8 protein-coding genes are annotated in these 11574 nt (G+C 67.6%); 1 reads left to right on the forward strand and 7 read right to left on the reverse strand.

Translation table 11 applies throughout. The features are described from left to right. Positions 1-119 precede the first annotated feature (119 nt). Positions 120-2114, reverse strand: coding sequence for a protein-L-isoaspartate(D-aspartate) O-methyltransferase (locus IE88_RS0106695; RefSeq protein WP_031551993.1), 1995 nt, complete (start codon positions 2112-2114; stop codon positions 120-122). A gap of 265 nt (positions 2115-2379) precedes the next feature. Then, entirely contained in the window at positions 2380-3981 is a 1602-nt protein-coding gene (locus IE88_RS0106700; RefSeq protein WP_031551996.1) for an alpha-amylase family glycosyl hydrolase, read from the reverse strand. A 150-nt stretch (positions 3982-4131) separates the two neighbouring features. Here IE88_RS0106700 and IE88_RS0106705 point away from each other — a divergent pair, with 150 nt between their 5' ends. After that, on the forward strand, positions 4132-5376 hold the full coding sequence (locus IE88_RS0106705; protein WP_036766717.1) for a cytochrome P450: 1245 nt from the start codon (positions 4132-4134) through the stop codon (positions 5374-5376). A 22-nt stretch (positions 5377-5398) separates the two neighbouring features. On the opposite strand, the gene IE88_RS17215 is transcribed toward IE88_RS0106705, so the two are convergent. The 5 genes from IE88_RS17215 to IE88_RS0106730 form a co-directional block, all read right to left on the reverse strand. Then, a complete protein-coding gene (locus IE88_RS17215; RefSeq protein WP_081871485.1) occupies positions 5399-7249 on the reverse strand; it encodes a YbhB/YbcL family Raf kinase inhibitor-like protein in 1851 nt (616 codons plus the stop codon). A 93-nt stretch (positions 7250-7342) separates the two neighbouring features. After that, positions 7343-8539, reverse strand: a complete 1197-nt coding sequence (locus IE88_RS0106715) for a Gfo/Idh/MocA family protein (RefSeq protein WP_051881610.1) — start codon at positions 8537-8539, stop codon at positions 7343-7345. Positions 8540-8642: 103 nt separating this feature from the next. Further along, the gene (locus IE88_RS0106720; protein ID WP_031552008.1) at positions 8643-9419 is read right to left on the reverse strand and encodes an SDR family NAD(P)-dependent oxidoreductase; all 777 of its coding nucleotides are present in this window, start codon (positions 9417-9419) and stop codon (positions 8643-8645) included. Between the two features lie 13 nt (positions 9420-9432). Beyond that, positions 9433-10608 carry a zinc-dependent alcohol dehydrogenase gene (locus IE88_RS0106725; RefSeq protein ID WP_031552011.1) on the reverse strand — a complete coding sequence of 392 codons (1176 nt, stop codon included), beginning with the start codon at positions 10606-10608 and terminating at the stop codon, positions 9433-9435. A gap of 9 nt (positions 10609-10617) precedes the next feature. Further along, positions 10618-11352, reverse strand: coding sequence for an SRPBCC family protein (locus IE88_RS0106730; RefSeq protein ID WP_238319271.1), 735 nt, complete (start codon positions 11350-11352; stop codon positions 10618-10620). Between the last annotated feature and the right edge of the window lie 222 nt (positions 11353-11574).

Genomic DNA, 11574 nt, shown 5'->3' on the forward strand with positions numbered 1-11574 from the left:
TTTTGCCCTCCTGGAGGAAAGCCGAGTCTAGGGCTGGGAGGACCGCCGGCGAATCCGCCTTCCCGCACCTCCGGGATCGCCGCGCGCCCGCTTGGCCTCCGCACGGTCCGGGGCGCAGCCTAGAGGCCGAACGGATAGGTGTCTGGCACGCCCCCCGCAGCGTGGTCCGGCCCGAGCGGGGTCACGGCCTCCGTCTCGTCGAAGAAGGCATAGGCGTCGAATTGGCGGGCCAGCGAGACATCGGCATAGTGGCTGAGCCTTTCGGTCTCGGGCCGGTAGATGACGCCGATGAACCGCTCGATGCGCTCGCTCAGCAGCACGCGACGCATCGCTTCGTTCCGTCCTTCGCGCAGGTCGAGGAGGAAGGCGGGCCCCGCCCCGGCCTCGCCCGCATCGTGGCACAGGCGTTCGACGCTGCCTTCCAGCGAGGGGCGCACGCGCTTGACCTCCATGTCGCCGTCCCAGTCTGAGGCTGCGGCGACGGTCCCAGCATGGGTGCCGAAGCCGATCAGGGCGCAGTCCCCGATGCGTTCCCGGCAGAGCTGACCGAGGTTCACCTCGTGCCGGACCGCGCCCATCTCGGTGTGCCGCGCGTCGCCGATGTGGCTGTTATGGGCCCAGACGACCGCCTTCGCTCCCGGCCCCTTCGCCTCCAGAAGCTGCTCCAGCGTTTCGGCCATGTGTGTGTCGCGCAGGTTCCAGCTCTCCGCGCCGCCATGATACATGATCCGGTAGTAGCGCTCCGCCGAGGCGACGAGGCGCGCGTTCTGGGCTGCGTCAAACAGGCCTTCCCCGCCCCCGTCGGCCAGCCGCGCCTCCAGAAGCTCCCGGCACTGACGGATCACCTCCTCCTCGCACGCCTCGTAGTCTTCGGTGAGGACGGCACGGCCATAGGCCGCGGGCTCGTTCTGATAGGGCGTAAGGCAGCCATAGCGCTCCCGCGCCACCGCCGCCGCTTGCGGATCGACCTCGTCGAGATAGTCGAGCACCGCCCCGATCGAGGCGTTCATGCTGTAGAGGTCGAGACCGTAGAAGCCCGCTCGCCCTTCTTCTTCCCGGTCGGCATTGTAGCTGCGCAGCCAGCCGGTCAGCGCCGCTATGTCGGTATTGCGCCACATCCAGGTAGGAAAGCGCTGGAAAGGCGCCGGCGCATCGGTTTTCTCCTTATGCCGCACATAGCGGTCCACTGCCGCTGCGTCGGGCCAGTCCGCTTCGGCGGCGATGATCGTGAAGCCGTGCTTTTCGATCAGGTGCTTGGTGATGGCGGCACGCGCCCTGTAGAATTCCGAAGTGCCGTGGCTCGCCTCGCCGAGCAGGACGACGCGCGCATCCGCGAAGCGCTCGAACATCGCGCCGAAGGCGGGATCGTCGATGTCGGGCAGCGCTTCGGCGCTCTCCGCGACCAGCTGGACGGGACTGCGGTTCCTGGACCGGCCGGGCCGAAGGTCGCTGGCCGAGCGTGTTCCGTCCTCCGGCGGCGGGTCGCTGACGAGGGGCACGAAGCGCACCGCGCCGAGGCTTTCCTCCTCGAAGCTGTCCTGACCGGTGCGGGTGATCTTGCGCAGGGCCTGGACGCCGCTTGCCGAGCCGACCGGCAGCACGAGCCTGCCGCCCGGAGCGAGCTGCGCCTTGAGCGGTGCCGGTATGTCCTCTCCTCCGGCCGCGACGAGGATGGCATCGAAGGGCGCGGGTTCCTCCCAACCCTTGGTGCCGTCTCCTGCGCGCACCGTCACGTTGTCGTAGCCGAGGCGATGGAGCCTCTCGGCCGCCGCCGAAGCGAGGCTCTCGTGCCGCTCGATCGCGAAGACGGTAGCCGCGATGCGGCTCGCCACCGCCGCCGCATAGCCCGACCCCGCACCGACCTCCAGCACGCGCGAGCCGGGCGACAGCTCGGCTGCGTCAATCATCAGGGCGACGATATAAGGTTGCGAGATGGTCTGCCCCTCTCCGATGGAGAGCGGCCCGTCCTCATAGGCGAACTCCTCCATCCCCGGCGCGACGAAGAGGTGGCGCGGCACGGTCTCCATCGCGCGAAGCACCGCAGGCGACCGGATGCCTCTGGCCCGAATCTGGCGCGCGACCATGCGTTCGCGGGCGGTATCGTGGTCGGTCATGGCGGTCACATCCTTGGCAGGCGGCGAGACGGTCACTCACGCCAACACCGTGCAGGGCGACCGGTGCCCGCTCTCAGCGCCGACTGCCTGCTTCCTGCCGGACAGCCGCGCGGTGCGAGACCGCCTCAGCGCGGTGCGAAGACGCCTGGCAGACCGATCCTGCGGGCAGGCCGAACGGAAGCCGCAGGAACCCATAGTGTGGCCGGCGCGGGCGCCACCTGTGCCGCGGAAGCGGCAGACCGCGTTGCGCGTCGCAGGTTTCCGATCACGACCCCTCGCCTGCCTTGCCGCGCAGGATGATCCCGTCGCCGGGCCGCACGGACAGCCGCCCATCGCCCGAAGGCCGGTCCGCGCCCGGGAGGATCCCGAACAGGACCTCAGCGCCCCCGAAGCGGTCGGGCAGAACGATCTCGGCGGGCCGGTCCGTCATGTTGAGGACAACACCGATCCGGCTTTCCGCCGTGCAGCGCTCATAGGCAAGCACGGACTCATCGGCGCAAAGCAGGCGGTAGCTGCCCGTCCGCAACGCCTCTTCCTGACGCCGCAGGCCCAGCAGCGCGCGGTAGAGGCAGAGGATCGAGCTATTGTCCCGCGCAAGCGCCGCGACATTGCGTCCGGCCCGGTCATCGGTCAGCGGCAGCCAGGGCTCCTGGGTCGAGAAGCCTGCATGTTCGGCTTCGGACCACTGCATCGGCGTTCTGGCCTTGTCCCGGTTGAAGCTCGTATCGGGCTCCTGCTTCGCCCAGGGGTCATGAATGCGGTCGGCCGGAATCTCGACCTGGCCGATGCCGATCTCGTCGCCGTAATAGAGGGTCGGCGTCCCGCGCAGGGTGAGAAGCAGCATGGCGGCGACCTTGGCCTGCGCCTCGCCGACCCGCGCGGCGATCCTCGGCTGATCGTGGTTGCTGAGGACCCAGTTCGGCCAGCCATGGCCGGGCACCGCCTCCTCGTATTCGTCGATGAGCGCGGCGAGATGCTGGGGTTCCCACGCCGCGCTCAGAAGCTGGAAGTTGAAAGGCAGGTGCACGCCCTCTCCGGCCTCGCCGTAATAGGTCACGAGGCGCTCGATCGGCAGGTAGATCTCGCCGATCAGCAGGCGGCCGGGATAGGCGTCGATGACCGCCCGCATCTCCGCGATCACTCCGTGCACCTCCGGCTGATCGGCAGAGTGCGTCTGAAGATAGCGGTCGATGTCGGGCCGCCCGGGATGCCAGTCGGGGTTGGGCGGATTGTCCCGGAACTGCGCGTCCTTGATCAGGTGCCAGATCACGTCGACCCGGAAGCCGTCCACGCCCTTGTCGAGCCAGAAGCGCAGATGGTCGAGCATGGCCGAACGCACGGCCGGATTGCGCCAATTGAGGTCCGGCTGGCTCTTCAGGAAGGCGTGGTAGTAGTACTGGCCTGTCGCCTCGTCCCATTCCCAGGCCGAACCGCCGAAATTGCTCTGCCAGTTATTGGGCGGCCCGCCATCGGGCGCCGGGTCCTTCCAGATATACCAGTCGCGCCGAGGATTCTCGCGGCTCTTCGCGCTCTCCTTGAACCACTCATGCTCGTCCGAGGTGTGGTTCGGCACGAAGTCGAGCAGCAGCTTGAGGCCCTGCGCATGCGTCTCCTCGAGCAGTCGGTCGAAATCCTCCATATCGCCGAAGAGCGGGTCGATGGCGCGGTAATCCGCGATATCGTAGCCATAGTCGCGCATGGGCGAGAGGAAGATCGGCGACAGCCAGATCGCGCCGACGCCGAGTTCCGCGATATGGGGCAGACGGCGGCGGATGCCTTCGAGATCGCCGACCCCGTCGCCGTCGCTATCCTGGAAAGACCGGGGATAGATCTGATAGATCGCCTCGTCGTGCCACCAGCGGGTCATGCCCCTCTCCTGCCTTCGCCAAAAGGAGAAAACAGGGCGAGGCGCTGACGCGTTCCGGCCGCTTCCTATTCAGGCGCAGCGGCAGCTTTCGGCGAACCCTCGCGCCGCCCGGGGCGTTCGCAGCGGCAACCGCCACTTCGAAGAGACCGGATGTCCCTGCCTCACGCGCCCGAGCCCGATGTCACCCTGGCCTTTCTCCGCGAAGGCTACCCCTTCGTGCGCTCGCGCTGCGCGCGCCTGGGCGCGGACGGTTTCAAGGCTCGCCTGAGCCTGCAGCCCGTCACCTTCGTCAGCGGCCGCGCCGCGGCGGAGATGTTCTACGCCCCCGGCCGCTTCACCCGCCGCGGCGCGATGCCCGTCACCACGCTGACCCTGCTTCAGGATCGCGGAAGCGTGCAGGCGCTGGATGGCGAGGCACACCGGCAGCGCAAGGCGCTGTGGATGCGCCTGGCGGCCAGCGAAGAGGCGGTGGGCGACCTGTCCTCCCGCTTCGAGAAAGCCTTCGCCAGGCGGGCAGAGCGCTGGAAGACGGCGCCGCCAGCGGGCCTCGTCCTGCATGACGAAGCCCGCTGGGCGCTGACGGAAGCCGCCTGCGAATGGGTGGGCCTGCCGCAGGAGGGCGCAGAGCTCGAGCAGCGCAAGAAGGAGTTCTCGGCCATGATCGACGGCGCGGGCTCCTTCGGCGGGGCCCAGCTGCGCGGTCAGATCCTGCGCCAGCGATCGGAGCGCTGGGCGCGCGGCGTCATGGCGCCGGTCCTTCAGGACCCTTCCCGCGCGGCCGAGGGATCCCCGCTGCGCATGCTCGCCGAGCATCGGGATGCGGACGGCCAGCCGCTCGACGAGACTTCGGCGGTCGTGGAGCTGCTCAATACACTGCGGCCCGCCGTGGCCGTCGCCCGCTTCGTCGCCTTCGCCGCGCTCGAACTCCACAAGCACCCCGAATGGAAGAGCCGACTGCGCGAGGACGAGGCGATGATCCGCCCCTTCGCGCAGGAAGTGCGGCGCCTGTCGCCCTTCTTTCCGGTGATAGCGGGGCGGGTTCTTAAGCCCTTCTCGTGGCGGGGCGAGGACTTCGCGGAAGAGGACTGGGTCATCCTCGACCTCTACGGCACCAACCGCGACCCCGCCGCGTGGGAGGCGCCGGAGGAGTTCCGTCCCGAGCGCTTCGCGGACTGGCCGGGCGATGCCTATGCCATGGCGCCTCAGGGCGCGGGCCCTTACGAGACCACGCACCGCTGCCCGGGCGAACGCGCGACGATCGCGCTGATGGAGGCTGCGCTCAGGGTCCTGATCGCGCAGGATTACGTGCTGCCGGAACAGGACCTCCGCGTGAAGCTCACCCGCTTCCCCGCCCTCCCCGGCAGCGGCATCGTGATCAAGCCGGCGGCGGGCTGAACGCCCGCCGCGGCTGCGCGCCCTATCGCCGATAGGTGCCGACGAGGTCGCCCCGGGCGAGGATGTGGCCTTCCATCGCCTCGATCACCTGAGCCCGGCTGGCGCCGTGGGGCAGGTCCAGCATGGTGTCGAGCGCGAAGACCTGCACGTGGTAGTGATGGGCCGGATCGTCCTTGGGCGGACGGGGTCCGTAATAACCGATGCTCCCATAGCTGTTCGGCCCCTGCAGGACACCCTCTGGCTGCGACAGGCGGGGCTGCCCCGGCACGGCCTCGGGCAGGAAGGTCGTGCCCGCCGGGATATTGTAGGCCACCCAGTGCACGAAGGGCTTCGGCATCGGCGCATCGGGATCTTCGAGCAGAAGGGCATAGCTCTGCGTGCCCTCCGGCCCTTCCGCCCAGCCGATGGCGGGAGAGATGTTCTCCTTTTCGGCGGCGAACCTCTCGGGGATGCGCTCGCCCTGATCGAAGGCCGGCGACGAAACGGCGAGGCTGGCCGCCTCGGCGCCTACGGCTTCGGACGCAATGGTTTCGGGACCTTTCAGCGCAGCGGGCTTCGAGATCGTGCCGGTCATGCGCACATCCGCCTCGCCCTCTCCGGTCGGCTGCGCCCGGGCGCGCTCCCCGGGCTCGCCGCCGCCCGCATAGCTGATGCGATAGACGACGCCGCCCGTATCGTCCGACAGGTAGAGATCGCCCTCCGGCCCCTGCGCCATGCCGGCGAGGCGGCCGAGATGCCCCCATTTCCCGTCTTCCTGGACGAGGAAGCCCGTCACGAAAGGTTCGAACCGGACGGGCTCGCCATTCTCGAAATCGATCCGCACCACTTCATAACCGGACGGCGGCTGACGGTTCCACGATCCGCGCATCGCGATGAAGGCATCGCCGCGATAGGCTTGCGGGAAGGCGTCGCCCGTATAGAAGGCGAGCTGCATGGGCGCGGCATGGGGCGTGTAGAGACCGACGGGTTCGATGCTCTGGGCCGCCCACTCCTCCATCGAGATGCCGCCCGGCGGATAGTCCTGCGGGTTGGCCTGCCCGTCGGCATAGACATAGGGCCAGCCATATTTGGCGCCCTGCACGAGATGGTTCAGCTCCTCGTGCTGAACATTGTCGCCGAGCCAGTCGATGCCGTGATCCATGCCGTAGAGCTCGCCGCTCTGCGGCTCGAAGCCGTAGCCGATCGTGTTGCGCAGGCCGCTCGCGAAGATCGTCCGGCCCGACCCATCCGTGTTCATCGTGACCATGGTGGCGTTTTCGGGATCGGTCTCCCCGCAGGCATTGCAGGTCGAGCCGACCGAGACGTAAAGCTTGCCGTCCGGCCCTTTCTTGACCATCCGGTTCGGGTGCTGGCCGCCTGCGGGCAGGTCGTCCACGATCCGCTCCAGAGGGCCGAAGGTTCCGTCGGCATTGCGGGTCGTGCGGAAAACCTCGGACACCGTGGTCAGATAAACCTCGTCGCCATCGACCTCGATGCCGTGCATCATCGGACGGGAGGCGACGACCCGCGCACCATCGGCGCGCCCGTCGCCATCCTCGTCCCTCAGCATGACGACATCGCCGATTTCGCGGCGGGTGACATAGACCGTCCCGTCATCCGCGACGGCGATCATGCGCGGGTTCTTCAATCCGGTCGCGAAGACCGAGATCTCGAACCCTTCGGGCAGGTCCAGCCCGGCGAGGCGTTCGGGCGTCGGCTCGAGCTGCACGGGCTGCAGCACATGGCCGACGACGGTGACATTCGCCTCTTTCGGTGTCTCGAGCTGCTCATCCACCGGCGGGACCATGGCATCGGGAGCGGCTGCCTGTTGCGGCGCGGCGAGCGCAAGCGGGGCGGCGGCGCCCAACAAGGGTAGAATAAGCGAGGCCGACATGATCACTCTCCGCTGGCGGTCCGAAAGTTCACGCCCGCCGGAAGGACGGACGCTCCTCCCTAAGGCCTTCCGCGGCAAAGCGTTCCCGCTGCTTCAGGGGCCGCGAACCGTCCCGTCGGGGTTCAGCGACAAAGGGCGCCCTTCGCGGGCGGACGCATAGATCGCCTCGATCAGCCGCATGTCGCGCAGGCCCATCTCCGCAGGGGTGAGGAGTTCAGTGCCGTCGAGGATCGCCGCAGCGAAGTGGTCGAACTGGCGTGGAAACTGGATCGCGCCGTCACCGGCATCGATGGCTTCCGTCTTCCCGCCCTTGCGCAGCGTCAGCGTATTGCCGCGATAGGAGGTGGCGGGCTGCATGAAGAAGCTTCCTTCCGTCCCGAATGCGGCCGCCGTGTTCACGCCCGCCGCCGAATAGGACGTCGTGAGAGTGCAGAGCACCCCGCCCGGGAAACGCAGCTGGATCGCGGTCTGGTCCTCGACCTCGGAGAAGCGCGGATCCTCCCTGTGTGTCGAGATGCGCGCGAAGACCTCTTCGGGCGCATGGCCCGTCAGATAGCAGGCGGCGTTGAGGCCGTAGATGCCGAGATCGGGAAGCGCGCCGCCGCCGGCGAGACCGAGATCGGCACGCCAGACATCGCGGCTGTCGGACAGGTCCAGAATGCGGTGATGATCGGAGACGATCGTCCGCAACTCGCCCAGCGCCCCCTCGCGGATCAGGGCGATCGCACGCTGGTTATGAGGTTCGAAATGGGCGCGATAGGCGATCATCAGCGCCTTGCCCGCCTCGTCGCGCGCCGAGATCATGCGCAGGCACTCCTCGGCCGTGTTCGCCATCGGCTTCTCGCAAAGGACATGCTTGCCCGCGGCGAAGGCGCGCACGGTCCAGTCCGCATGCAGACCGTTCGGCAGGACGTTGTAGACGGCATCGACGCGCTCGTCCTCCGCGATGGCGTCGAACCCGTCATAGTCGTAGACCGCATTGTCCGGCAGGCCGTAGGCCGCCGCGACCTGCAACGCCTTCTCGCGGTTCCCCGAGACGAGGGCGGCGAGCGCGCAGCGTTCCGAATGCATGAGTTCCGGCAGCACGGTGCGCAACGTGAAGTCGCCGAGCCCCATCAAGGCGATGCCGATCCTGCCCGTTCCGCCCTCAGGCGCCGGCCCGACCCCAAGCGCTGGAACGCTTCTGGCGGAGGGCAGGCGCGAAGCGTCGAAGGATGTCGGGAACGGCCGGCCGACCGCATGGTCGCGAAGAGCGCCCGGACCCGGCTTCCGCTCCTGCTCCTGTGTCATCGCTCCGGCCCCTTTTCCTTTTCGTGCCAGCCGCCGCAAGACGGCATGCGGGGCCGGCCATGATCGGGACCCCGCATTCCTGTCGCTCGCGGCTTTTAAGGCTTCAGTCCTTCGGCTTCGCCATGTGGCGATGCATCTCGGCGAGCATCGTCTCGGGAAGGACGCCCGCGAAGGCCACCTGCACCTTGTTCATGAACCCGCTGACGATGCCGGGCTCGCCCTTCATCATGGCCTTGTAGCCGTCTTTCGCCACCTTGGCCGGATCGGACTTGGAGTCGCTCTCGCCGACAGGCGTGTTTTCGAGGTCGGCCCGCTCCATGAACTCGGTATCCACCGGCCCCGGCATGAGGCAGGTTACGGTCACGTCCGTGTCCTTCAACTCGTTGCGGATCGCATAGGAGAAGCTTTCGGCGAACGCCTTGGTCGCGTTGTAGACGGCCTGATAGGCGCCAGGCAGGAAGCTCGCGATCGAGCCGGTGATCAGGATGCGGCCTTCGTTCCGCTCCCGCATCCCGCGCCCGACCTTGTGGACCAGCGAAACCATGCCGGTCGTGTTCAGGTCGATCACTTCCTTGATGCGGTCCCATTCCTGATCGAGGAAGGCCTCGCCCAGCCCCCGGCCCGCATTCGCGCAGAGGACGTCCACCGGCCTGCCCGCGATCTTCTCCCACAGCGCGGTGACGCCATGTTCGGTCGCAAGGTCCGTCCGCACCGTCTCGACGGCCACGCCGCCGCTGCGCAGCTTTTCGCCGACGCTGTCGATCTCGGCTTCGTTCGCGGCGAGGATCAGGTCATAGCCGTCCTGCGCCAGGAGCTTTGCGAGTTCGTAGCCGATGCCGCTCGAGGCGCCGGTCACGACTGCCAATTTGCCGTTCGTCATATCGGACCTCCGTTCACTGACCGGGACGAAGGACGACCTTCGTCCATTCGTTCTGCTTCTCGGAGAAGTTCTTGTACCCCGTGGGCGCCTCCTCGAGCGGCAGGTGGTGGCTGATCAGGAAGGTCGTATCGATCTCTCCCTTCTCGATCCGGTCCATCAGGTCCTTGATGTAACGCTGCACATGGGTCTGGCCGGTGCGAAGCTGCAGGCCCTTCTCCATCAGGGCGCCGAGCGGGAACTTGTCGACGAGGCCGCCATAGACGCCCGGCATCGAGACCCGCCCGCCCTTGCGGCAGGCCAGGATCGCCTGGCGCAGCGCATCGGGACGATCCGCGCCGATGCCGACTTTCTGCTTGGCGCTGTCGAAGACGTTCTGCACGCCGAAGCCGTGGCTTTCCATGCCGACCGCGTCGATGACCGCATCGGGGCCGATGCCGCCGGTCATCTCCATCAGCGCCTCGCGCACATCGGTCTTCTGGAAGTCGATGGTCTCAGCACCGAGCTTCTTCGCAAGCTCCAGGCGGTGCGGATAATGATCGATCGCGATCACCTTGTGCGCCCCCATCAGGAGCGCGCTCTGCACCGCGAACAGGCCGACGGGTCCGCAGCCCCAGACCGCGACGGTGTCCTCGGGCTCGATATCGGCATTGTCCGCCGCCATCCAGCCGGTCGGCAGGATGTCGGTCAGGAACAGGACCTTGTCGTCCTCGAGGTGGTCGGGAACCACGAGAGGCCCGACATCCGAGAAGGGCACGCGGACATATTCCGCCTGCCCGCCCGCATAGCCGCCGGTCAGGTGGCTGTAGCCGAACAGCCCGCTCATCGCGTGGCCGTAGAGCGCCTCCGAGGCGTCCTGCTTGGCGACCGGATTGGAGTTGTCGCAGGCGGAATATTGCTGCTTCTCGCAGAAGAAGCAGGAGCCGCAGGAAATGGTGAAGGGGATGACGACCCGCTGGCCCTTCTTCAGCGTGCTCTTGGAACCGGTCTCGACGACTTCGCCCATGAATTCATGGCCGAGGACGTCGCCCGACTGCATGCCGGGAATGACGCCGTCATAAAGGTGAAGGTCAGAGCCGCAGATCGCGGTCGAGGTGACCTTGATGACCGCGTCGCGGGGATTGACGATTTCGGGATCGGGAACGCTGTCGACGCGGACGTCGTGCGTGCCATGCCAGGTGAGTGCGCGCATGGGTAAACCTCAGGAAGCTTTGCGGTTGCGGGACGTGGCGACCTCTCCGGTCTCCATCAGCATCTTGAAGCGCTTCAGATCGCGCCTCGCCTGGATCTCCGGCTCGCGCTGGAAGAGCTTGGCGGCGAGCCGCCCCATCTCTCCGAGCGGCGGGTCGTAGGCGATGACCAGGTCCACATAGGTGCCGCGGCCGCCCGGAGCGTCGCGGAAGGTCACGTGCCCGTGGGTCTGGATGTCGGAGTCCGGGGTCGAGCGCCAGCCGATGCGCTCGTCCTTCACGTCGTCCACCGTCTCCGTGACCACGTTCACCGTGCGCCCGGCCGGCGCGTCGATGACCCAGTTGTTGATCTTGGCGCCCTTGGGCTCGATCCGCTCGACGTTCTCCATGACCTGCGGAAGGTTGGAGAAATCCCGCCAGAAGGCATAGAGTTCGGCACGGGGCTTGTTGATCGTCACGCTCCGTCCGACGAGGTCGAAATCCCCGCCCTGTCGCCGCGCGGCGGTCATCGGGGCATCGTCGTCGGGATGGCCCGTGCGACGCTCGCGCAGTGCCTTCGCGCCGAAGATCGTGCCCACGGCGCCCCCAAGAACGAGGGCCGCCGCGATCTGGAGGTCGCGCGACGAGCCGTGCGAGCCGTCATCATGGCTTCGTGAAGGGACACCCCCGCCTCTTGCGGGCATCGCAGATCTGCCGGGACGGCCATAGGTGCCGGCGGGGTCTATAGGGCGCTCTCTCTCGTCCATCGCGGACCTCTCGTGTGCTGATCTTCCGTCCTCCTCCAACAAATTCTCCGGCCGGACGTTCCGGCATGAGCGGACGGTCATGTCCGCGCGATGTCGCAGCCTGCCTCGTGCAGCGGCTCCGAGCGCGCTAGAAGGCCTTCAGGCCGCGGGATCGGAGGACAGCGTGAGCAGGGGCAGGGCAGCACGCGCCGCAAGAGCGGCCCGGCACGAGCGGACGGTTTG

Origin of the sequence: Parvularcula oceani, assembly GCF_000733125.1 — a bacterium.
In the GTDB taxonomy this organism is placed as follows: Bacteria; Pseudomonadota; Alphaproteobacteria; order Caulobacterales; family Parvularculaceae; genus Parvularcula; species Parvularcula oceani.

Coding starts and splice junctions, on each gene's coding strand:
- IE88_RS0106705 (WP_036766717.1), top strand. CDS start 4,132: ATGTCCCTGCCTCACGCGCCCGAGCCCGATGTCACCCTGGCCTTTCTC.
- IE88_RS17215 (WP_081871485.1), bottom strand. CDS start 7,249: ATGTCGGCCTCGCTTATTCTACCCTTGTTGGGCGCCGCCGCCCCGCTT.
- IE88_RS0106725 (WP_031552011.1), bottom strand. CDS start 10,608: ATGCGCGCACTCACCTGGCATGGCACGCACGACGTCCGCGTCGACAGC.
- IE88_RS0106730 (WP_238319271.1), bottom strand. CDS start 11,352: ATGGACGAGAGAGAGCGCCCTATAGACCCCGCCGGCACCTATGGCCGT.
- IE88_RS0106695 (WP_031551993.1), bottom strand. CDS start 2,114: ATGACCGACCACGATACCGCCCGCGAACGCATGGTCGCGCGCCAGATT.
- IE88_RS0106720 (WP_031552008.1), bottom strand. CDS start 9,419: ATGACGAACGGCAAATTGGCAGTCGTGACCGGCGCCTCGAGCGGCATC.
- IE88_RS0106700 (WP_031551996.1), bottom strand. CDS start 3,981: ATGACCCGCTGGTGGCACGACGAGGCGATCTATCAGATCTATCCCCGG.
- IE88_RS0106715 (WP_051881610.1), bottom strand. CDS start 8,539: ATGACACAGGAGCAGGAGCGGAAGCCGGGTCCGGGCGCTCTTCGCGAC.